At 61.2% G+C, this 22,954-nt stretch carries 18 protein-coding genes, 1 pseudogene and 1 riboswitch; of the genes and pseudogenes, 8 read left to right on the top strand and 11 right to left on the bottom strand.

Translation table 11 applies throughout. From position 1 onward, the window contains the following. Positions 1-10: 10 nt before the first annotated feature. The 8 genes from NKJ11_RS19060 to hemA all read right to left on the bottom strand — a co-directional run bounded on the left by NKJ11_RS19060 (position 11) and on the right by hemA (position 8,671). Positions 11-772 carry a hydroxymethylpyrimidine/phosphomethylpyrimidine kinase gene (locus NKJ11_RS19060; protein WP_352794075.1) on the bottom strand — a complete coding sequence of 254 codons (762 nt, stop codon included), beginning with the start codon at positions 770-772 and terminating at the stop codon, positions 11-13. Continuing rightward, positions 763-1,368: a thiamine phosphate synthase gene (locus tag NKJ11_RS19055; protein WP_352793978.1), complete on the bottom strand. Its 606-nt coding sequence runs from the start codon at positions 1,366-1,368 to the stop codon at positions 763-765. Before NKJ11_RS19055 ends, NKJ11_RS19060 begins: the two co-directional genes overlap by 10 nt. Further along, positions 1,365-2,138, bottom strand: a complete 774-nt coding sequence (locus tag NKJ11_RS19050) for a thiazole synthase (protein WP_352793976.1) — start codon at positions 2,136-2,138, stop codon at positions 1,365-1,367. Before NKJ11_RS19050 ends, NKJ11_RS19055 begins: the two co-directional genes overlap by 4 nt. A gap of 3 nt (positions 2,139-2,141) precedes the next feature. Next, entirely contained in the window at positions 2,142-2,339 is a 198-nt protein-coding gene (gene thiS, locus NKJ11_RS19045; RefSeq protein WP_352793974.1) for a sulfur carrier protein ThiS, read from the bottom strand. Next, positions 2,308-3,309 (bottom strand): glycine oxidase ThiO, encoded by a 1,002-nt coding sequence (thiO, locus tag NKJ11_RS19040; protein ID WP_352793973.1) that lies wholly within the window; start codon positions 3,307-3,309, stop codon positions 2,308-2,310. The genes thiS and thiO overlap by 32 nt, the downstream gene beginning before the upstream one ends. Beyond that, positions 3,306-5,141, bottom strand: coding sequence for a phosphomethylpyrimidine synthase ThiC (thiC, locus tag NKJ11_RS19035; RefSeq protein WP_352793971.1), 1,836 nt, complete (start codon positions 5,139-5,141; stop codon positions 3,306-3,308). The genes thiO and thiC overlap by 4 nt, the downstream gene beginning before the upstream one ends. A gap of 103 nt (positions 5,142-5,244) precedes the next feature. After that, positions 5,245-5,361: riboswitch (TPP riboswitch) on the bottom strand. A 223-nt stretch (positions 5,362-5,584) separates the two neighbouring features. Next, positions 5,585-6,889 carry an ATP-grasp domain-containing protein gene (locus NKJ11_RS19030; RefSeq protein ID WP_352793969.1) on the bottom strand — a complete coding sequence of 435 codons (1,305 nt, stop codon included), beginning with the start codon at positions 6,887-6,889 and terminating at the stop codon, positions 5,585-5,587. 570 nt (positions 6,890-7,459) lie between these two features. Further along, positions 7,460-8,671 carry a 5-aminolevulinate synthase gene (gene hemA / locus NKJ11_RS19025; RefSeq protein WP_352793967.1) on the bottom strand — a complete coding sequence of 404 codons (1,212 nt, stop codon included), beginning with the start codon at positions 8,669-8,671 and terminating at the stop codon, positions 7,460-7,462. A gap of 850 nt (positions 8,672-9,521) precedes the next feature. On the opposite strand from hemA, the gene NKJ11_RS19020 reads away from it, so the two are divergent. Then, on the top strand, positions 9,522-10,190 hold the full coding sequence (locus NKJ11_RS19020; protein WP_352538810.1) for a GntR family transcriptional regulator: 669 nt from the start codon (positions 9,522-9,524) through the stop codon (positions 10,188-10,190). 11 nt (positions 10,191-10,201) lie between these two features. Here the strand turns inward: NKJ11_RS19020 and NKJ11_RS19015 are convergent, their stop codons facing one another. Further along, positions 10,202-10,954, bottom strand: a complete 753-nt coding sequence (locus tag NKJ11_RS19015; protein ID WP_286461381.1) for an SDR family NAD(P)-dependent oxidoreductase — start codon at positions 10,952-10,954, stop codon at positions 10,202-10,204. Positions 10,955-11,319: 365 nt separating this feature from the next. Here NKJ11_RS19015 and NKJ11_RS19010 point away from each other — a divergent pair. The 7 genes and pseudogenes from NKJ11_RS19010 to NKJ11_RS18980 all read left to right on the top strand — a co-directional run. After that, positions 11,320-11,825: pseudogene (locus NKJ11_RS19010) on the top strand (ISNCY family transposase); the annotation flags it as partial. Between the two features lie 476 nt (positions 11,826-12,301). Further along, the gene (gene torT / locus NKJ11_RS19005) at positions 12,302-13,372 is read left to right on the top strand and encodes a TMAO reductase system periplasmic protein TorT (RefSeq protein ID WP_352538809.1); all 1,071 of its coding nucleotides are present in this window, start codon (positions 12,302-12,304) and stop codon (positions 13,370-13,372) included. A gap of 74 nt (positions 13,373-13,446) precedes the next feature. Beyond that, positions 13,447-14,949, top strand: a complete 1,503-nt coding sequence (locus NKJ11_RS19000) for a sugar ABC transporter ATP-binding protein (protein WP_352760697.1) — start codon at positions 13,447-13,449, stop codon at positions 14,947-14,949. Beyond that, the gene (locus tag NKJ11_RS18995) at positions 14,946-15,920 is read left to right on the top strand and encodes an ABC transporter permease (RefSeq protein ID WP_352443110.1); all 975 of its coding nucleotides are present in this window, start codon (positions 14,946-14,948) and stop codon (positions 15,918-15,920) included. Before NKJ11_RS19000 ends, NKJ11_RS18995 begins: the two co-directional genes overlap by 4 nt. After that, complete coding sequence (locus NKJ11_RS18990; RefSeq protein ID WP_352443109.1) at positions 15,913-16,902, top strand: ABC transporter permease; 990 nt, start codon at positions 15,913-15,915, stop codon at positions 16,900-16,902. The genes NKJ11_RS18995 and NKJ11_RS18990 overlap by 8 nt, the downstream gene beginning before the upstream one ends. Positions 16,903-16,918: 16 nt before the next feature. After that, positions 16,919-18,979, top strand: a complete 2,061-nt coding sequence (locus NKJ11_RS18985; protein WP_352793965.1) for a hydantoinase/oxoprolinase family protein — start codon at positions 16,919-16,921, stop codon at positions 18,977-18,979. A 30-nt stretch (positions 18,980-19,009) separates the two neighbouring features. After that, the gene (locus NKJ11_RS18980; protein WP_352793963.1) at positions 19,010-20,803 is read left to right on the top strand and encodes a hydantoinase B/oxoprolinase family protein; all 1,794 of its coding nucleotides are present in this window, start codon (positions 19,010-19,012) and stop codon (positions 20,801-20,803) included. Between the two features lie 44 nt (positions 20,804-20,847). Here the strand turns inward: NKJ11_RS18980 and NKJ11_RS18975 are convergent, their stop codons facing one another. Together NKJ11_RS18975 and NKJ11_RS18970 are read right to left on the bottom strand one after the other, a co-directional pair. Then, a complete protein-coding gene (locus NKJ11_RS18975) occupies positions 20,848-21,522 on the bottom strand; it encodes a GntR family transcriptional regulator (RefSeq protein ID WP_352794074.1) in 675 nt (224 codons plus the stop codon). A gap of 97 nt (positions 21,523-21,619) precedes the next feature. Then, the gene (locus NKJ11_RS18970; RefSeq protein WP_352793961.1) at positions 21,620-22,933 is read right to left on the bottom strand and encodes an aspartate aminotransferase family protein; all 1,314 of its coding nucleotides are present in this window, start codon (positions 22,931-22,933) and stop codon (positions 21,620-21,622) included. Positions 22,934-22,954: the final 21 nt, after the last annotated feature.

Below are 22,954 nucleotides of genomic sequence, written 5' to 3'. Positions count from 1 at the left end.
GGCTCTACGGCTATTCGGCAGGGGTTTTCCGAAGCTTTTCTAACACAAAGAGCTTGCCCTGGCGCACGGCGTACTCGATTGATTGCGCCTTCGCCAGATGCGCTGCAATCGCGCTGGCCAGCATGCAGCCCGTCCCGCGCATTGATGCGGCAAGACGCGGCGTGTCAAAGCGGACTGGTTCGTGATCGGGGCGCAACAGAATATCGGTTGATTGCGGTCCCGATGCATGGCCGCCCTTGATCAGCAGAGCCCGCGCGCCGGCTGCCAGCAATTCTTGGCCTTGCCACACTACGCCGTCCTCATCCACTGCCCGCTCCGAGCCAACAAGGAGTGCCAGCTCGAAGAGATTGGGGGTGACCAGACGGCAAAATGGCATCAGATCGCATTTCAGGGCGGCGATGGCGCCGGCTTCCAGGAGCGCCCGGCCTGACGCCGACGCCAGCACCGGATCGAGCACTGCCGGCACCTGCGGATTTTCGCGCAGCACTCCGGCAACCGCAATGACGATCTCCACCGTGGCGAGCATCCCGATCTTGATGGCCGCCACTTTGTTGGCCTGCAACCCCGCACGCATCTGACCGGCCACCAGACCGGGTTGCATAGAGTGGATTTCCATGACCGCATGGTGCGTCTGCACCGTCAGCGCGGTGACAGCAAGGCAGGTGCGCACGCCAATGGAAGAGATCGTCTCGATATCGCGTGCTATTCCGGCTCCGCCGCTGGAGTCCGAACCGCCGACCACGAGCACATGCGGTTCTCGCCCTAGCGCCATCGCTCTGTCTTTTCGATCCATTGCCGCGTGCGCGCTTCGGGATCGGCATTCAACGTGATGTCGGTCACCACCGCCGCGCTGTCCGCACCAGCCTCGAAGACACCGTCGAGCCGATCGGGGTTGAGGCCGCCGATGGCGACCAATGGGATCGGCGCCACCCGATGCTTCCACGCGCTGATCCGCGCGAGCCCTTGCGGCGCCCATTTCATCTGCTTCAGGACCGTGGGATAGATGGGGCCGAGCGCGATATAGTCGGGCTCGGCAGCGATGGCCGTTTCCAGTTCTAGATGATCGTGCGTGGAAAGCCCGAGCTTCAATCCGGCGTACTTGATCGCCAGCAGGTCGGCCGCAGCCAAATCCTCTTGGCCGAGATGGACGAAGTCGCAGCCTTCCTCGATTGCCCTGCGCCAATAGTCGTTGACGATCAGTTGGCAACCATGGACCGCGCAGACGCCGTTCGCGCGGCGGATTTCCGTCCGCAGCGTGGCCTCGTCCCTATCCTTGATGCGCAGCTGCACCAGCTTGACGCCGAGCGGCACCAGCCTTTCGATCCAGGCAGCGCTGTCGACGATCAGGTAGAAGGGATCGAGCTTCATGAAAATACTGCCCTGCCGATGGTCGGTGTCGATGGCATGGCGACGTCGCGCGGTTCGAGCATTCCCGAGCTGAAAGCTTCACCACCGGCCTCGACCGCCTTGCCGAACGCGCCCGCCATGCCGACCGGATCGGCCGCCTTGGCAACCGCGGTGTTCAGGAGAACGGCATCAAAGCCGAGTTCCATGACAGTCGCCGCGTGTGACGGCCGCCCGAGCCCTGCATCCACAATCAGAGGTACCTCAGGGAAATGTGCGCGCATCGAGCGCAGCGCCGGAATGTTGACCGGCCCGAGGGCGGAACCGATCGGTGCACACCAGGGCATCAAGACCTTGCAGCCCGCCTCCAGCAGCCGCTCGGCGACGACAAGGTCATCTGTGGTATAGGGGAATACAGCAAAACCGTCCTCGCACAGGATGCGGGCGGCTTCGACCAGACCGAAAACATCCGGCTGCAGCGTGTCATGGTTGCCGATCACTTCGAGCTTGACCCAGTTCGTACCGAAGACTTCGCGCGCCATCTTCGCGGTCGTGACAGCTTCCTTGACGGAGTGGCAGCCAGCAGTGTTGGGCAGGATTCTGACGCCGAGCGATCGGATCAACGACCAGAATTTTTCGCCGGCCCTGCCGCCCGCCATCTCACGGCGCAACGAGACGGTCACCACCGACGTGCCCGACGCCTTGACAGCCTCGGCAAGGATGGCCGGCGAAGGATATTGCGCGGTGCCGAGAAGCAGGCGCGACGGAAGCTCGGTTCCATAAAGCTCTAACATGATCTAGCCTCCCTGCATGGGCGAGAGGATTTCGACCCGGTCGCCATCGCTTAGCTGGAATTCCGCCCGGTTGGCTTTGTGCACGAGGTCGCTGTTGACGGCCGTTGCCAACCAATCGCCCTCATAGTCGAGCGCGGCAAGCAGCTCCGCCAGCGTGGCGGTGGTAACCTCATGCGATTCGCCGTTGACCATTAGTTTCATGAGCAAGCTCCTTGGTTGCGTCTTGATTGAAAACCAGGTCGGCAGCGTGGCGCGCCATGGCGGGAGCCAGGAGAAAACCGTGACGATAGAGCCCGTTGATCGCGATGATTTCCCCCTTCGTTTCGACGCGCGGCAAATTGTCGGGAAAGGCTGGGCGGACGCCGACACCGGTTTCAACGATCTCGGCCTCGCCAAAGGCCGGGTGGAGGGCATAGGCGGTACCCAGAAGCTCCATCATGGAGCGCGCCGTGATTGGTCCGGCGGACTGGCTTTCAATCATCGTCGCACCAACCATGAAACGGTGATCGGTGCGCGGCACGGCATAAAGCGGAAAGCGCGGATGCAGCAAACGGACCGGCCGCGACAGCGAGACATCAGGCGTGCGAAGAATCAGCATTTCGCCGCGAACACCGCGCAGCCTGTCATCGGCCGCTGCCATTCCCATACAGTCTATCTGACGGGCGAAACCCGAAACAGACCGGGCGTCGCAGCCGAAGTGGAATTTGACACCCATGGTCGCAAGCTTGTCATGAAGTGCCGCCATCGCCGGGCGTGGGTCGAGGTGAGCCTCGTCGGGGAAGAGCAATCCGCGGCGGAAGCGGCCGGCTAAGTCGGGCTCCAGCAAGGCAATTTCATCTTCCTCGACGCGCCGATAGCCCGTCGTGCGGCTGGCGAACCGGTCGAGCTCGCGCGCATCGCGCGGCGCGGCCAAGACCAGCGTTCCCCGTCGTGCTACCAAGCCGGGCGTTGCGGCGTCCCACCAGTCGGCGGCGTCGCGTCCGAGATCCAGCACCGGCTGCTCGGCGCTTTCACGCTCGCACCACGGTGCCAACATGCCACCGGCGAACCACGACGCATTGCCGCTAAGGGCAGTCCTTGTCTCGGCAACGGTAACCACCGCGCCGCGTGCGGCGAACTCGAAGGCGACGGTGAGGCCGGCAACGCCGGCCCCTTTGACCAAGACCTTCATGATGGCTCACGTGGCTGAGCTATGAGCGGCGCGCCGGTCTCGTCCGCCGGCAGGTAGAGATCGCCGCCCTCGCGGTATTTCGCCGCCATCGCCGCCATGCCCTCCTTCTGGGCTTCGGCACGGATATCGTGGGAAATTCGCATCGAGCAGAATTTCGGTCCGCACATCGAGCAGAAATGCGCCACTTTGTGCGCCTCCTTGGGCAAGGTCTGGTCGTGGAAAGACCGCGCCGTTTCGGGATCGAGCGACAGGTTGAACTGGTCCTCCCAGCGGAACTCGAAGCGCGCGCGCGAAAGGGCATCATCCCTGGTTTTCGCCGCCGGATGGCCCTTCGCCAGATCGGCTGCATGGGCGGCGATCTTGTAGGTGATCACGCCAATCTTGACGTCGTTGCGGTCGGGAAGGCCGAGATGCTCTTTCGGCGTGACGTAGCAAAGCATTGCGGTGCCGAACCAGCCTATCATGGCGGCACCGATGCCGGAGGTGATGTGGTCATAGCCCGGCGCGATGTCGGTCGTCAGCGGGCCAAGCGTGTAGAACGGCGCCTCACCGCAGACGGCGAGCTGCTTTTCCATGTTCTGCTTGATCTTGTGCATCGGCACGTGGCCGGGGCCTTCGATCATTACCTGGCAATCCTTCGCCCAGGCGATCTGCGTCAGCTCGCCGAGCGTTTCCAACTCGGCAAATTGCGCCGCGTCGTTGGCATCGGCGATCGAGCCGGGACGAAGGCCGTCGCCGAGCGAGAAGGATACGTCATAGGCTCTGGCGATGTCGCAGATCTCCGCGAAGTGCTCGTAGAGGAAGCTTTCCCGGTGATGGTGCAGGCACCATTTTGCCATGATTGAGCCGCCGCGCGAGACGATACCCGTGACCCGGTCAACGGTCAGCGGGATGTAATGCAGCCGCACGCCGGCGTGGATGGTGAAATAGTCGACGCCTTGCTCGGCCTGTTCGATCAGCGTGTCGCGGTACACCTCCCAGGTCAGATCCTCGGCAATGCCGCCAACCTTCTCGAGCGCCTGGTAGAGCGGCACCGTGCCGAACGGTACCGGCGCGTTGCGCACGATCCAGTCGCGGATGTTGTGGATGTTGCGGCCGGTCGACAGGTCCATCACCGTATCGGCGCCCCAGCGGATCGCCCACACCATCTTTTCGACCTCTTCAGCCATCGACGATGTGACGGCGGAGTTACCGATATTGGCGTTGATCTTCACCAGGAAATTACGGCCGATGATCATCGGCTCGCTTTCGGGATGGTTGATGTTGGCGGGAATGATCGCCCGTCCGCGCGCCACCTCGTCGCGGACGAATTCGGGCGTGACGAAATCGGGCAGCATCGCGCCGAAAGCCTCGCCGTCGCGCTCAAGCTTGCCGTGCAGGATCTCGCGACCAAGGTTCTCGCGGATGGCGACGAACTCCATTTCGGGTGTGATGATGCCGGCGCGTGCATAGGCAAGCTGCGTCACCGCCTTGCCTGCTTTGGCTCTGAGCGGTCGGTGGCGGATGGGAAATTCTGGCGTCAGGCGTTCGCCCGTCGCGAATCCGTTGTCCTCCGGCCGGACGTGGCGGCCGTCACAGTCCTCGACATCGCCGCGCGCCAAGATCCATTCGTGGCGAAGCCGGGCCAGGCCTTTTTGGATGCTGGTTTCGACAGCCGGATCGGTATAGGAGCCCGACGGGTCGTAGACGGTGACGGGCGGTTCGCCGGCTGTCGGATGGACGGAGATTTCGCGCATCGGCACCCGGATCTGCGGGTGGATGGCACCGGGCTTGTGGATCTTACGCGAAGCAGGCAGCGGTCCCGTTGAGACGGCTGGGGTGAGGGCATTCATCTTGAGGCTCCTTTGCTCATGCATTGGAGACCCAGTTCTGTGCCGGAAGGATGAAAAGACGCTTCTGTCGACCTGCCGAAACAGGACCTCGGGCGTGAACTCCCGCAAAGCGCTTGCACCGTCCCTACGCCAGTATGAACTGGATCAGGTTCAACGGGTCACTGCGCCGCGAAAGCCAGCAGTATCTCAGCCCCTTGCCGGGACTCCCCTGGTGAATGCCTCAAGTTGAACGGGCCGGCGTTGTCTTGTCAAGCGCATGTTCGTCCTGCGGCGGCGGTGGGCGGCAATCAAATTGGGCCCAAATTGGGCCGACGGCCTCGCCACGGGTCGCGGAGAAGTTCCGCGGCAGATAGGGCAGGTGTGGCCAAAGCTGCATTTGCCTCGTCAAACTTGATGTGACATTGACGTAGACGGAACTGCTGCGTTTCAAGAATCTTAAGCCGTCAATGCCTGATCGGAACAGAACTGGTGGGCCGCCCGAACGCCCCACAAACATCGTGCTCTCGATCACCTCTTATTGTCGCCGGAAAAGGGGTGATCGACCAATCGATCAAGTCGACCGCTCGCTGAAGGGCGCCCTCGGTTTCAGCACGGCTGGGCGAAGTGGCAATGACATGTCCAATCCAGTCTCGGAAATCCCCCTTCCTGACGATCGGTGTCTTGGGTTCAACATTCAATTTGACCTCGGCCACACCTGATAAAGCAGCTGCCTGAGTGTCGCCACCAATCCAGTCCAGGGTGCCATCTTGATCAGGAAGCAGGAATCGCGCGGCCGCAGTATGCGAATGCTTTTTGCGCAGATCCCATTCCTCGCCAATGACAAGCTTGATGTGCTCGGCGACGAGGTCGACACCGTAAGCTAGCTGGACCAGTTGAGGGTCGGGCGCGCCACTAAGACGCGGATTGACTTCAATGACAACTGGACCGCGTTTCGTGCACCGGAGTTCAACGTTAGTTGGCCCCCAGCCAAGGCCGAGAGCCCGCAAACAGCTCAGCGAAACATCGGCGATGCGCTCACGCTCCTGATCGGTTAGCAGGGCCGGATACGTCACCTCACGTATGACGAAATGGGGGAGGGGACCAAAGTCATTGGCGCAAATCGCAACGACCTCATTCCCCATAACATTAATGCTATAGAACGGGCCCTGTGCGAATTCTTCGACGAGTATTTTCGGTGTAGACCGCCATATGTGCTTTCCGCCCAATAGATAAGTCGTATGTTCGGCTACGTCTTCGAGGCTGCGGCACAATCGGACACCGATGCTGCCGCTGCCTACTGCCGGCTTAAGAATCACGGGCAGGCCGATCTCTGCAGCCGAGCTTTCTACCTCCGCCGCATTCGTCGCCAACCGATAGGCCGGTATTGGAACGCCGGCCTGCGCGAGGAGTTGGCGTTGCTTGAATTTGTCGCAGCTTCGTTCAATCGATTCAGGGTTCGGTCCCGGTAGATCGAAATGCCGGCAAAGCTTGCCAACTGTCGCATAGATCGATTCATGGTCCCCGGCAAAGCCAGTAATGCCAGCAATGTCGTGGGTAGCACGCAGCCGCGAACATTCGCGGACCAACGCTTCGAGATTGCCAGTGTCGACACGGATTGCCTCAACGTTTTCCGCCGAAAGATAGTCGTACCGAGGTGGATCAGCCGTCAGAGTAATTGGATGAAGACCAAGACACTGAGCCGCTTGGACGTATAGCTGACCAGTACCCCTATGGCCTTCGACCAATATGAGCGCTCTTCTTCTTACCATTGCTGTTAATCCCGATGCTGCGTGCTGGCGGCGGTCCGAGGGTACCGGCGTCACTTTTATGGCCGTGCCGGACCTCAGACTCGCGGTGCCGTACCATTGTCAACGACTGACGCTTGTAAAAATCTTGTAAATTGATTTGAAGGATCTGTTGCAGCGTTGTTGATTAGGGCGGCGTCGGAGGCTTGCTCCGTTCAAACCAGGTTAGCTGGGGTTTGTGTGTGATCCCGTGGGCCTGGGCGTGACCTACCCCTCGGGTAGGGCACGCCAAGCCACATCAAACTCGCAGCACAAGAACATGCGCTCTGGTCATACTGGCTCATGGTGAGCCCTGAATCTGGAACCGGCCCGATGTGTAAGCAGCGAGTCGTCAAACGGCCCCATTCAATCATGGAGTCACATCATTTAAGATCGCGAAAGCTGTCATTGCGGGTTACGGAACTGCTTTCCGATGACATTCGAAGATGCGATCGGGCGTCAGAACCGGATCGCGGACCGCCGCTTCCACCTCGGCGAGCCCGGCTGATATAATCAGGTCTGAGGCTGTGCGCCCTGTCGTTCCCAGCATTTACATTAGGCAGCCTTGCCAAGATTGTCCCGCAGCAGAACCTGCCTGAGCGCATCGACGAACGTCCGAATATCTGTCGTACTATGGGCAGGCGTAACCGTCACCCTGAACCGCTCGGTTCCCACCGGAACACTCGGCGCCAGAATTGGCTGAACGTACATTCCATGCTGATCCAGAAGCTGGCGGGACGCTTCCTTGCAACGGAATGGATCACCAATAAGCACAGGAATGATGTGGCTTCGGGTCGGCATGACGGGGATGCCCGCCTCTTTCAGCAATCCGATTAAAAGTTTCGTTTTCCGGTGCAGATCAATTCGTTCTGAATCTGAATCGCGAAGATGGCGCAGCGCTGCCAGCGCACCAGCCGCCAGCGCTGGCGCAAGCGCCGTGGTGAAAATGAAACCGATCGAGAAGCTTCGTATGCTGTCAACAATGGAGGCAGGTCCGGTCACATAACCCCCCATCGAGCCGAACGCCTTACCTAGCGTCCCTTCGATGATGGTTGGACGATCCATGATGCCAAGTTCCGCGGCAATGCCGGCGCCTTTCGGACCGTACATTCCCGATGCATGAACTTCATCCAGAAACGTCATTGCGCCAAATTCGTCCGCCATGTCACAGATATCTTTGATCGGTGAAATGTCACCGTCCATTGAATATACCGATTCAAAAACAATGATCTTGGGTCTTGCAGGATTTACGCTGCGCAGAAGCTCCCGCAAATGCGCAACGTCGTTATGCCGGAAGACGCGCTTTTCGGCCCGGCTGTTGCGGCATCCACTAATAATTGAAGCGTGGTTGTGCTCGTCAGAAAAAATAATTGTGTCCGGCATCAAAGATGCCAATGTACTCAATGATGAATCGTTTGAGCTGAAGCCGGAAACAAAAATCAATCCTGCTTCCTTATTGTGGAAACCTGCAAGCTCCCGCTCGAGCAACACGTGATAATGGTTGGTGCCACCAATGTTGCGGGATCCTCCCGATCCTGCGCCGTTGGCATCGATGGCGCGCTTCATTGCCGATAGCACTTTGGGGTGCTGCCCCATACCGAGATAATCATTAGTGCACCAAATGGTTATCTCTTTTCGCCCGTCGGGCCTATTGAGCCAGGCCTTTGGGAAGTTGCCAGACTGACGCTCCAGATCGGCAAATTCACGATACCCGCCACGGCCTTTGAGTTGCTCGATTCTTCCGGCGAAATACTGCACATAATCCAAATCAATCTCCTGTTGGGAAGCCGTTTTTCGGCGCGCTCAGTGCTGCTTCACAGCGCACCTGCGCCGGCCCATCGCGTCGCATCCCTCGACAAGCACCAGCAAGATTGGATTTCGACTACGCGCTTGATCTTGCGGGGGTTTCGGCCGCTCCAGCTAATTCGGGTAACGCGCCCCAAAGTGCAAGTGAAGAGAATGTTAAATCTGTTTGTTACTGAAATGTCTGAAATTGCATAGTGTCGCAAGGGATTTCATAATTCTGGCCAGTCGTCGTTCGATTCCTGGCGCGGCCTTGTCAGAGCTGCGCTCGGCGGGCTTTCGGGCCCGAGAGCCGCAATGCGCGAGCGCCGCGTCTTGTCGCGCAACAGTCCTTGAAGCCCTTCGGCGGCGAAACGCTCTGCAAACGCCATACGCAGCGTTTGGACTTGCTGGCCTGCCGGATCATCTTGACGGTGCCGACGTCATCGTCGGTCCAGCCGGTTCGGAGTCGCCTCAGAATCGGAAATTTCTGCCCATCAGACTGGAAATTGACATGTAAGCTTCCCGGCTCCTTCAGATGTCATCATCTCTCGCACACCAACTCATGCCACGCAGATGAGATCGCGCCTTTTTCTGTCGTCACATTCCATTGTCAGAATCGGAAAAGAAGGGTCTCCTTGTTTTTATATGAAACAAAATTTCACAAATAATTATGAAAACGGACATGTTTGCTGCAGACAATTAACGTGCACGTACTTGTCTGCCGCTGCATAACGAAATATAGGCAGCGATTATAACTTATAAACGTAGTGAAACGCGTAAATCGACATTTCCATAGAGCTGCAGCAGAGGCGAGGGGAGTCCCATGGGCCCTATGAAGATGCAGCCCGAGGAGATGGGCAGCCTGTCCGCGCGGATTTACAGCAAGGTGCGGGATGGCTTGATCATCGGCAATTTCGCGCCGGGCGATCGTCTCCTTATGCAGGATCTTGCCGGGCAGCTCGGAACCAGCATTACGCCGGTGCGCGAAGCCTGTCTGCGGCTCGTCAGCGAGCAGGCGCTCGAGTTGCGCTCCGGCAGGTTCGCCGCGGTGCCAGACCTCAGCCGCGCCCGCTACATTCAGATCAAGCTGATCCGCGTGGCACTTGAAGGGCTTGCGGCAGAACACGCTGCCGACCATTTTGCCCCCGCCGATCTCGAACAGCTTGAGACCTTCCGCGCCTCATTTGTAGAGAGCCATAAGGCCGGTAATATCAAGGAAGCGCGATCCTCCAATCGCGCTTTCCACTTCGGCGTCTACCGCCTGTCGCGTATGCCGATGCTGATCGGACAGATCGAAAGCATGTGGGCCTCGATGGGTCCAATCCTTAACGTTTACGATCGGGAAATTCCGCGCGGGTACACCGGCGCGGAAGAACATGACCATCTCATCGAGGCCTTGAGGACTGGCGACAGGAAGAGGGCCCGCGAGGCGATCGAGAACGACATCCAGCGAGGCTCACATGGTTTTCTGCGCTATTTCGACGAGCGCGGCTCCGGCTGAGCTGAATTGCCCTAAGCACCATCGATCTGCGCGACGCGCGGTGTGCGCAGGCCGGCTGTTTCCCCGCCGTCTACAGTCACCACCGTGCCGTTGACATAGCTCGATTGATTCGAAAGTAACCAAGCGACCACATCAGCGATCTCTTCAGGGGCACCGAAGCGGTTGGCAGGGATCCGCAGTTCGAGCTGCTTCTTGCGCAGTGCATCGCTTATGATGTTGCCCATCATGCGTGTTTCGATCTGGCCGGGGCAGACAGCGTTGAAGCGGATCTCCTCGCCGAACTCCAGCGCGAGGGCCTGCGTCAGCCCGATGACCGCGGCCTTTGAGGCGCAGTAGGCAGCGAGCCCTTCTTCGCCCGTCTTTCCGGCGATGCTGGCCATGTTGACGACTGAACCCCTCCCGAGCCGCAAGCCGTCCAGCGCATGACGGATGAAGAAAAAGACGCTGCGTGCATTAACCGCAAGGACCTCATCCCAATCGTCCTGGGTGGCGGTGGCGAAGGCAATGCGCTTCGACATGCCGGCATTGTTCACGAGCCCCGCGAGCCGGCCGTTGCCAAGTTCAAGCGCACGGTCGACGACACGGCGGCAATCGTCTTCACGGATAATGTCACCGGCAACGAACGTGACACCGTGATTGGCGCGTTCGAGCGCCGCGCCCGCTTCTGCATCTCGGCCGGTCGCCACCACTCTGGAACCGGCAGACGCAAGTTTCTCCACGCAGGCCCGCCCAATCCCGTGCGTGGCGCCTGTTACGATGATCATTCCAATTCACTCCATTACGTATTTGGCAACCGCACAGTTTGGGGGGCTCGCTTTTGGGCCAATCCCCGCCCCATCAAATCATGACGAACAACGTTGTCGTCACCTAGGATCAGTGGATCAATTGTGACGCAGGTTAAAGCCGGTGGACTGACCCAAGCGCCGGGCCGTCGGCCCAACGGCTGGATTGGCGATACTGCGCATGTGGCCATGTCTTTCCTCGCGTGATGGGGTGTTCCCTAGAAGCGGAGCGATATGCGGGTGTGACGACCGATAAGGCGGACCGGCTATTCCGATAGGGACATGCATACTGTCGCATGACCGACTCGTCATCCCCGCAAGGCCAGTAATGCCAGAAGTGCTGCACAATACGCCAAGAACGCACACCGACCAATCAGTGTTTCGACTGTTCGCCGCACACGGGATCGGCCTCTCAGCTGGCAAAACCATGTCGCAATGGCTGGACGTGCATCGCGATTTGCGAGCCTGGTGACGCGGGACTTGCGCCGGCACGCCATCAAGGGAACCGGCCGCGACGGCTTGCCGGCGGAGGCTGTGCTGCCCTGCCCCTGCTCAAGCAGCACCACCCACTAAGCATCGGGAACCCGCGTTCCATTTAGAAGCCTCCACGTTGCGGGCCTTTGCCCGGCTGCCGGGAGAATGAAGTCGCAAGACAACACCCGCAATCCGGGCGCCGACCTCTAGGAAGAACTCAGGCTGGCAAGCGCCAGACGAGAGAAGTTGGAAAGCGGCACGGTCGTGCGCGGGGAACCGTCATTTCAACAATCATCCGACCGCAGCGTGTTATGGCACGCTGCGGTGCGGTTCAGCGCGGCTGTTGCAGCACGCGAATGCACTGGGCACATCTCCTCCCTAAAGACACTATGACGATTTGGTCGATAGCGAAGTGCGGCTGCTGACCAATGGCTCTGTATTCGAAGGCCACGCTGATCGCTTTGACTTATTCGCCGGCGCTTGATGTCAGGCAACTCGATCGACAAGCCGCATACCGGTCGGTCGCGAGGAAGCCCACATCGCCGCGGCCAGTTGCATGGCTGCTGTCTCCGACCTCGTCTTTCGTCAAATGGATTGTGATCCCGGTCGAGGCAGCGAAACCGCGATTGAAGACACTTTCCCGGCTGAGCACCGGCTAATGAAAACCCTATTGACTTATAACTTATAAGTAGTACGGTAGCGCTGTGAAAATGAACAACGGCGCGGATGGCCCTGAAGGCGAACTCGCCTAGACGGTACTACGATCCGCCAGCAAGCCTCTGCTCCCAAGGCAGACCGCGGAGCCGGCGAAATCGCCGGCTCCGGACCCGGGAACACACGAAAATGGGGAATCACATGACCAAGAATCACGCTTTCCGATCCATCCTCGCGGCGGCTTTCGTCACCGGCGTGGCCGTCCTGCCCAACGCCGCCCAGGCCAAGGATTGGTGGCCCTTCAAGATCAACGCGGCCAAAGGCGGCGATCTGAAAAAAGTCGAGGCACTCGACTATGTGCCGCTGGAAAAGGCCGAGAAGCCTTGGAACCTGTGCGTCTTGTTTCCGCACCTCAAGGACAGCTACTGGGTCTCGGTCGACTATGGTATCGTTGAGGAAGCAAAGCGCCTGGGTGTCAAAGTGACGGTCCTGCAGGCTGGCGGCTATGACGCGCTGCCCAAGCAGCTGTCGCAATACGACGATTGCGTCGCATCCGGTGCCCAGAGTATCCTCGTCGCCGCCATCTCGGAAGCCGGTCTGGCGGCCAAGCTGAAGGAGGGCGACGCCAAGGGCCTTGTCCAGATCGCCGTCGCCAATCCCATTCTGGAAACTCCGATCACCGCGCGCATCACTCCCGATACCTACCAGAAGGGTTTTCAGGAGGGTGAGTACCTCAAGAAGTATCTCGGCGACAAAAAGACGACCGCGATCGGCCTGCCGGGTCCGCAGGGATCGGGTTGGGCGGAGAGCTATATGGCGGGCTTTCGCGACAGCATCAAAACCGGCAACATCAAGCTCGCGGCCGAGCTCTATGGTGAGCCCGGCGTTCCGCAAAGCCTGCGCCTCATCGAGGACGCCCTGCAGACCTATCCCGATCTCAATGTCATCTGGGGCGGGGCTGCTGCGGCGGAAGCGGCCGTCAGCGCCGTCGCCGACGCTGGCCGCGACGATGTCGTGATCATGTCGTCTTACGAGAACCAGACGATGCTGAAGCTGGTCAAGGAAGGCAAGGTGCTTGGCTTTGCCGCCGAGTATCCGGTGATGATGGGCCGCATCAGCGTCGACCTCGCGGTGCGCGCCTTGGAAAAGAAGGACTATGAGAAGGTTCTGCTGGTCGCGCCGGGTATCGTGACCAAGGACAACGTCGACAAAATCGACCCGACGCAGATTTTCGCGCCCGATGGGTGGAAGCCTGAATTTTCGGTACAATAGCCACATCTTCGATGGGCGGTAGACCTCGGCCTTGGCCTGCCGCCCGTTTTGCTTCGAGTTCGGTGGTGTCAGCGATGCTTGAACTTACGCGTATGACGAAGCGTTTCGGGGGTGTGGTGGCGCTTGACGGCGTCGACTTCTCGCTGTTGAGCGGTGAGGTCCATGCCCTTCTCGGTGAAAACGGCGCCGGCAAGTCGACGCTCATCAACCTGATAGCGGGAACGTATGGCTGGACCGAAGGCTCGTGCCGTATCGACGGCCAAACCGTTTCCGCGCTGACCCCACAGAAATCCCGCGATGCCGGCGTCGCGGCAGTGTTCCAGGAATTTAGTCTCGTCCCCGACCTCACGGTCGAGGAGAACCTGTTTCTTGGACGCGAGTTGAAAGGGCGGCTTTTCCTGAACCGGCGCGCGATGCGCGCCCGCGCCGAGGAACGCTTCCGCGAAATTGGCTTTCACGTCGAGCTGGACAGCAAGATCGAAACGCTGACCCGGGCGCAAAAGCAGATGGTCGAGATTGCCAAAGGCATGCTTTCGGATGCCAAGATACTCATCCTGGACGAACCGACCGCGTCGCTCACCGACGGTGAAGCGGAAAAACTTTTCGCCGCCATCGCGGGTCTCAAGGCCCGGGGCGTCGGCATTATCTATGTGTCGCACCGCATGGCCGAGATCCGTCGGCTCGCGGATCGTGTCACGGTGCTGCGAGGAGGGCGTAAGATCGATACCGTGGCCATCGCCGCGGCATCCGATGCTGCGCTCATTGAGATGATGGTCGGCCAGCCGGTCGAGCGAATCTACCCGTCAATCAGCCAGCGCCCCGCCGAGGTCGTGCTGGCGACCAGAGGGCTGCGTGTCTCCGGTAGCGTGTCAGATGCCTCCATCACGGTCAGGGCTGGAGAAATCGTCGGCCTGGCGGGCCTGGTTGGCTGCGGTCGTAGCGAACTTTGCCGGGCCGTGTTCGGCCTGGAGCGGGTGACGTCCGGTGAGATCGAACTCCATGGCGCGGTGGTAAGAGCGCCAGTCCCGCACGGCATGTTGCGTGCTGGACTTTGTTACTATCCAGCTGATCGCGGCGCCGAGGGACTGGCGCTTGGCCGTCCGGGCCGCGAGAACGTGACCATGGCCGCGCTTGACGACCCGAGACTGTCCCACGCCGGACTGCTCAAGTCATGGCGCGAGCGCCGGGCGATAGCCGGGCCGCTGAAGACACTGGGTTTGCGACCTATGGCGCCGGAACGCGCGGCGTCGTCGTTTTCGGGAGGAAACCAGCAGAAACTCGTGCTGGCGCGCGGTCTGATGCGCCCAGTCTCGGTCCATATTTTCGATGAACCGACGGTTGGCATCGACGTCGGCGCCAAAAGCGAGGTCTACCGGCTTATGAAAAGCCTGGTGGAGAATGGCGCGGCCATTCTGCTGTCATCGTCCGAACTGCCGGAGCTCGTTCACCTGGCCAACCGCGTCTACGTCATGCGTGAAGGGCGCATAGTCGCCGAACTCAAAGCCGACGGCATCACCGAAGCCTCCGTGCTGCGTCACTATTTCGACGCCCAAACCGGCGCCACGGAGGCAGCATGAGCCCTGACATGCTGCGGCGCCGTTTTCTGGAAACAGGCGGGATCGTCATCCTGCTTCTGGTCGCGGTCGCGGCGGCGGCCGCGATCATCGAACCGCGTTTTCTGAACCGCCTGAACATCCTCAACGTCCTGCGCAATTTCTCCTTCCTGGCGGTTCCGGCGATCGGCCAGATGATCGTCATGACCACCGGTGGTTTTGATCTGTCGGTCGGCGCCACGATGGCGTTGGCGTCCGTGGTCACGGCCGCGGCGATGGCCGCGATGCCCGACGCGGATGGGCTCCAGCTGCTGGTACCGGTGGCGCTGGCCTTGGCCAGCGGCGCCTGTGTTGGCCTGGTAAACGGAACGCTGGTGGCGCGGCTTTCCCTATCACCTTTCATGGTGACGTTGGCATCGTTGTCGATCGTCGCGGGAATTACGCTCTATTACACGCAGGGTATCCCGATCTATGGCGTTTCCGACGCCTTCGTCGATGCCATCGGGCGAGGGCAGGTGCTTGGCCTGCCGCCGGTCTTGCTGCTGGCGATCGTGGTGATCGCCATCGCCATCATTCTGCAGCGTCGGACCGCGCTCGGGCGCCACTTCTACGCCGTCGGCGGCAATGTCGGCGCCGCCCGGCTGTCGGGAGTGCGCACACACCGTGTGCTGATAACCGCCTATGTGCTCTCCGGTTTTCTGGCCGCGCTCACCGGTGTGCTGATCACCGCTCGCATCGGTTCTGGCCAGTCGACGATCGGCGGGACGCTGGGACTGGAGACGATCGCAGCGGCGGTGATCGGCGGCGTTTCATTGCGCGGTGGCTCAGGCCGCGCCGAGAACGTCGCCATGGCGGCGCTGTGCCTCTCAATCATCGCCAATGCGATGAACCTCACGCAGATCGACAGCAAATTCCAGACGCTGGTTCTCGGTTCCGTGCTCATCGGCGCACTGGCTTTCGACCGAATTGTTCAGGGGAGGCGGGCCAATGTCTGATCGTCCAGACATGGCGGCTCCGGTTGTTCTTGACCGCGCTCGCCCGGACATCCGCCAGTTCGCGGCGCAGGCCAAGCTGCCGGGGCTCGTATTCCTGGCCCTGCTAGTTCTCGGTCTGCTCGACCCGCGCATCGTTTCAAGCGGCAATCTCTGGAACATCGCGATCCAGACCAGCTATCTCGCACTCTTCGCCATGGCGCAGACCATGGTGCTGCTGACGCGCGGCTTCGACCTGTCGCTTGGTTTTACTGTCTCGCTCGTCAGCGTCATATCGGCGATGGTGATGACCGGAACCGGCGATATGCCCATCCTGTGGGGAATCGCCGCCGGCCTCGGCGTCGGGCTGCTGATCGGCGGGCTGAACGGCTTCCTCATCGCCGGTATCGGCATCAATCCACTCGTGACGACGCTCGGCATGGCCAACATTGTCATGGCGCTGGCGGCAACCGTCAGCGGCGGCTTTCCCGTGCCGGGCATTCCCGAAGCCTTCACGGAGGCCTTGGCGGAGGGACGGGTGATCGGCATTCCGGTGCCCATCGTGTTCGCCGCGCTGTGTTTCGCACTGCTGTTCCTGGTCCTGCGCTTCACCGTGTTCGGCCGCGGCCTGTATCTCATCGGTGCCAACCCGCGCGCGGCGAAGGCGGCGGGCGTTCGCACCGGACGTGTCGTTGCGATCGACTACGTGGTCTGCTCGCTGCTGGCCGCGATTGGCGCCATGCTGCTCACCGCGCGCACCGGGTCGGGCGAGCCCAACCTTGGCGGCAACCTGACCCTGGAATCGATAGCGGCGGCGGTGGTCGGTGGCGTGCGGCTGACCGGCGGCGAGGGAGGCGTCACGGCGGCTCTGCTCGGTGCCCTGTTCATCACGGTCATTTCCAACGCCATGAATCTCATGCAGGTCGACGGCTATCTGCAGCAGGTTCTTTTGGGCCTCATCATTCTGGCCAGCCTGATACTGGGCCGCGATCACAAGAAACGCTAACAGCTTCGGACCTTAAATGGCTTATCAAGTCTGCATCGATATCGGCGGAACCTTCACCGATTGCCTGGTTTCCGAGCCCGGTGGGAAAATCTCGATCTTCAAATCGCCCACCACGCCCGGCGAATTCGAGAAGGGATTCATCAACGTGCTGCACGTGGCGGCGGCCGGATACGGGCTCGATCCCGCGACGTTCATGACCAAGATCGACTTGATCGTACACGGCTCGACCGTCTCGACCAACGCGCTGGTCGAGCGCAAGACGGTCAAGGTCGGATTGATCCTCAACGAAGGACATCAGGACATCCTCGTCCTGCGCGAGGGGCCGCGCAAGGGCGCCTTCCAGTGGCGGCTCGACTATCCCGAGCCCTATGTCCCGCGCCACCTGACGAAGACGGCGCGGGGCCGCGTCGATGCGCGCGGGCGGGAGCTCACGCCTCTGTCGAGATCCGATGTCGAGGCGGCGATAGCCGACTTCCGGCGCTATGGGGTCGAAGCGATAGCGGTCGGTCTGCTTTGGTCGGTCGTCAATCCCATCCATGAAACAACGGTGCGCGATATCATCGCGCAGGCATGGCCGGAGATCCCGGTCACGCTTAGCCATGAAGTCAATCCGATGTCGCGCGAGTACAAGCGCATCATCGCGGCCGCTATCGACGCGTCGATCAATCCGATCGTGCGCACCTACATCGAGGACTTGCGGCAAGCACTTTCGCAGGCGGGTTTCCAGGGCGAGCTGCTGCTCGCCAACTGCGTCGGTGGAATGATGCCTCCCGCCGAGATGCTGCGGCGGCCAATCTACAGCGTCATGTCGGGGCCGACGCTGGCGCCGATGGCCGCGCTGGCGCTGAGCGACGAAGCCAACGTCATCGTCGGTGACATGGGCGGCACCACCTTCGACGTCTCGGCTTTGCGTGACCACCAGATCATCGTCACCCCGGACAGCATGATCCACGACGACTCGCTGGGGATCGCGAAAGTCGATGTGAGATCGGTTGGCGCCGGCGGCGGGTCGATTGCCTGGGTCGACGATGGCGGCCTGCTTCGTGTCGGGCCGCAAAGCGCTGGCGCGCGGCCGGGGCCGGCATGCTACGGAGCGGGCGGCACCGCGCCGACGGTCACCGACGCCAATGTCGTGCTCGGCATCATTGACCCGGATTATTTTCTCGGCGGCCGGATCAAGATCAGCCGCGATCTGGCCGAGAAAGCGGTCGCGAGCATCGCGACGCGGCTCGGCATCCCGCTGCTCGACGCGGCTTACGCCATCCAGACCACCAGCAACCACAACATGGTCGGGGCCATCGAGGAAATCACCATTCGCGAGGGCATAAACCCACGCGACAGTTTCTTTGTCTGCGGCGGCGGCGCGACCGCCATCCACATCGCCGAGATGGCCGACATATTGGGCTTGAAACGCTACATGATCCCGCGCTTCATGGCCGGGCTGAGCGCGTTCGGCGGGTTGATCTCTGATATCACGCGCGAGGAAAGCGCGGTTTTCCTGACCTCGACCCGGCGCTTCGACGCCGCCGGCGTCTCCGACATCCTGGCGCGGTTGAAGGTGTCGGGCGAAGCATTCCTCGAACAGGCCGGCGTTGAGCCCGAGCTGCGGCGTTTCGAGTTCTCCTTTCTTGGTCGCTACGAGTACCAGTCCTGGGAGATCGAGGTCCATTTCGAGGCCAATGAGGCGCGCCTCGAAGCGGAAAAACTCCCAAGTCTCGTCGAAGCGTTTCATCAGATGCACGAACGCATCTATTCGATCAGATCCGACCGCGACATTGTCGAATTCACCAACTGGAAGCTGCGCGCGGTGGGCAAGCGGGCTAATCAGGACGCCTGGAGGGACTTCAGGCTAGCCGACCAGGCGACGGCGCCGGTCGCCAAGACCCATCGGCCAGCTTATTTGCACGAAACCCGGCGGACGAGCTCTCTGCCCGTCTACGACATGGACCAGCTGGGCGCGGGGGCGGCGCTTGATGGGCCATGCCTGGTGGAGGCGACGACGTTCACCGCCTTCCTCAAGGACGGACATCGCGGGCGCGTCGACCCGCAAGGCAACATTGTCGTGACAGTCGATTGAGATCAACCTTCCCGAACAAGGCATCGTAAAATGAATTCACCTGTCATTCGCCTGGAGACGCCAACGCGCCGCGTCGATCCGTTCCTGATGTCGGTTCTCAAAAGCCGGTTCGAGGCGGTCGTGCGGGAAATGACGCTGGTCGTGATGCGGGCCAGCCGCTCGGCGGTGATCAAGAACGCCCGCGACCTGAGCTGCGCGATCCTGACCTATGATCACCGCCTCGTTTCCACCGAGGACGCGCTGCCGATCCACGTCATGTCGATGGATCTGGCGACGCGCCCGATAACGGAGTTGTTCGACGATATCGCCGACGGCGACATCTTCCTCAACAACTGCCCATACACGGGTGGCACCCATCATGCCGACCTGATCATGGCGATGCCGATCTTTTTCGACGGCAAGCCGCTGTTTTGGGCCGTGGCGCTTTCCCACCACGCCGACACTGGCGCGCCGACACCTTCGACCTATCTGCCATTCGCCAAGAACGTTTATGAGGAGGGTATCCACTTTCCCTGCGTGCGCGTGGTCGAACAGCACAAGGAGAAACAGGACATCCTGCGCATCGGCATGATGCGCAACCGTGTTCCAGACATCTGGCTGGGCGACGTGCGCGCCCAGATCGGCGCCTGCAGGACCGGTCGACGCCGTCTGTTGGAACTGCTTGAAAAATACGGCCGCGACACGCTGCTGGATTTCGTCGAGGACTGGTTCGACTACGGTGCGCGCCGCACCATGGCCGAAATCGCCAAATTGCCGAAGGGCAAGTTCTCCTACGAAGTCCGCCATGACCCGGTCCCCGGCGTGGCGGAGGAGGGCATCCCGGTCAGGATCACCATCGATGTCGACCCTGAAGCCGGCGAGATCACGGTCGACGTGCGTGACAACATGGATAACGTCCCTGGTGGTCTCAACCTTTCGGAAAACACCTGCACGGGTTCGTGCCGGATCGGCGTCTTCAACAATCTCGACGACGGCATCCCGCACAACGAGGGTGCCAAGAGCCGGATCAAGGTGTTGATGCGGGAGGGAAGCGTGGTCGGCAAACCCCGCTACCCCGTAGGCACCTCGGTGGCGACGACCAATGTCAACGACCGCTTGATCATCGCCGGCAATTGCGTGTTCTCGACCATGGGAGAACCCTATGGCCAGGCCGAGAGCGGCTCGCACCTGCCAGCGGGGATCGGGGTGATTTCAGGCAAGGATCCGTTCAAGGATGGGCAGCCCTACGTCAATCAGGTCTTCATTGGCTACGCCGGCGGCGGCGCGCGTCACGGCTATGATGGCTGGCTGACATATTGCGGGCCGGCGAATGGCGGCCTGATCGCGCTGGATTCCGTCGAGGTGGACGAATCCATGTACCCCATCATCATTGAATCGCGCGGCGTGGTGGCGGATACGCAAGGCATTGGCGAGTTCGAGGGCGCTCCCGCGGTGGGCGGTGTCTTCTATCCCGTCGACCATGAGATGACACTGGTCTACTCGGCCGACGGCACAACCTTCCCGCCGCGTGGCGTGCTCGGCGGCGGTGATGCCAAAGCCAGTCGCAGTGCCAAGCGCGGCACCGACGGCAAGCTGGTGGAATTGCCGGCGTTCCATGAGGAGGCGTGTCGCGCCGGCGAGCGCATCGAGTTCGTTGCCTGTGGCGGCGGTGGCTATGGCGACCCGACCAAGCGCGATGTCCGCCGTGTCGCGGCCAGCGTTGACCGCGGCTGGCTGACGAGCGAAGCGGCTCGCCAATCCTACAAGGTGGCCCTGGTGCTGGACGCCGAGCAGGGCGTCTGGGTCGTCGACCAGGATGCCACCGCGCGCCTTCGGGCGGCCTGAGCCAGCGCGAAGAGAGGTCGCCAGCAAATGACCGGCGGCTTCGATCACGCCCGCTTGGCGGCCGCGTCCTGCTCGTCGAAATACCGCAACAGGTTCATGCCACCGCGCACGATGTCGCGTTCGATCGCCTTACGCGCCACCTTCTTGTTGCGGGTCCGGAACGCTTCGATCAGCGTCTCGTGCTCCTCCGCACCGATGTAATCGTTCTCGGCCTGCAGATAATACACGTTAAGGATAGGGCCCATCGAGACCCACAGGCTTTCGATCTGGGCGATCAGCATATCCATCTTGGACAGGCGGTAGACGCCGAAGTGGAATTCACGATTGGCGCGACGGGCGCGGTCAGCATCGCCGGACGTTTCGCCGGCCACGAAATCGCGATGGATCTCCACAAGTTTGTCAATGTCCGCCTCCGAAACATGCTCGACGGCGAGTTCGGCCGCTAGTCCCTCGAGCGCGATGCGAATGAGCCGGACCTGCCAATAACGCGACCGGGTCAGCTCTGGAACGGTGATGAACCGCCCCGACCGCAGTTCCAGCGCCTGCTCGCTGACGAGCCTGAAACAGGCCTCTCGCACAGGCGTGACGCTGGTGCCCAGCCGTTGTGCCAGATCCTGCATCAACAGCCTTTCACCGGGCCGGAAATTGCCCGCAATGAGGGCTTCGCGCAGCGAGATATAGGTTCTCGCCGACAGACTACCTTGCTCGATTGGCTGCATCGTGTTCATGAATCACCGCTGCATGTTGGCCGCACCGAATCGGCAACGGATAGGTACGAGCAGCTCTTATATCCTATAAGTCCGGTTGCGAAAAAGGCTAAGAACTGGCGGGTCTCCCAGCAGAGAGCTTGCGCAGGATTGTCTCGATAACATCCAGTGACTTCTCAATCGTGGCCCGGTCATGGCTCCCTGACAGGTAGAGACGCTTGAGCGGAAGCGGCTGGCCAATCAGCCGGTTCGCCACCATCTCCTTGCGGAATGCGAGATCGAAGACATCGTCGTTGCGCAGCAAGTCCTGGTAGTCGCGGTAAGGACCGCTGAGGAAATAGATCAGCCAGACCGAGCCAAACCCGGCGCTCTGCGCGGGCAGGCCGAGGCGATCGATAATGCCGTCCAGCTGCGTGCGCATGAAAGCGCCGAGGGCAAACAGGCGGTCATAGAAGCCTGGTTTCGACAGCTCCTCGATCGTCGCCTGCATGGCGGCGAGCGTCGACGGCGTGCCGTTGAAAGTACCGCCCATGAACACGGATCCTTCCCCGGTCCGGCCGACGAGCTCCATGAGATCGCGCCGACCGGCCACCAGGCCGACGGGATAGCCTGACGAGGCCGCCTTGCCGAAGGTCGCCAGATCAGGCGTGACGTCGGCGATCGACTGATAGCCGCCGAGCGCGTGGCGAAAGCCGGTGATGACCTCGTCGAAGATCAGCACGACACCATGATCGCTGGTCAGGCGACGCAGGTCGCGCAGAAAAACATCCGTCGCCATCACCGACCCCATATTGTGAGCGATTGGCTCGATGATGATCGCCGCGACCTCGCCCGGATTGGCCTTGAGATAATCCTCGACGGCGCCGGCATCGTTGTAAGGCAGCACGATCGTGTGTCGGGCGGCATCCTCAAGGATGCCGGCGCTGATTGGATCGTACTTGCCGATCGCCTGCGCGTGCGACTGTACGTTCATGGCGACGTAGTCGTGCCAGCCATGATAGCCGCCTTGGAACTTGATGATGCGCTTGCGACCGGTGGCGGCGCGGGCAAGGCGCAGGGCGTGATAGGTCGCCTCCGATCCCGAATTGCAGAAGGCGACGAGATCCGCGCAAGGGATGCAGTCGACCAGCGCCTCCGCCACCTCGATCTCCAGCCGCATCGTTCCCGCACCGACAAGATCGATATCCTGCGTGACCGCAGCGATGCGTTCGCGCACCGCCGGATGACAGTGGCCAAGCACGTTGGCGCCGAAGCCGCAATGGAAGTCGGTGTACTGGTGTCCGTCGACGTCGTAGAGAAACGCACCCTGCGCCTGGGCAAAGACATGCGGCGCGCCGAGCCTGCGGCTCGGGCTGAGCAATCCGCCGGGCATCACCGCGCTCGCGCGCTCGATGAGTCGGGCGGTGTTATTCTGATCGGTCATCGTAATGTCCGTGCATGGCTA

This window comes from Mesorhizobium sp. M0243 (assembly GCF_040321775.1).
Classification (GTDB): Bacteria; Pseudomonadota; Alphaproteobacteria; order Rhizobiales; family Rhizobiaceae; genus Mesorhizobium.
The sequence above is the reverse complement of the archived record's forward strand: the minus strand, read 5'-3'. Positions and strand labels throughout refer to the sequence as shown.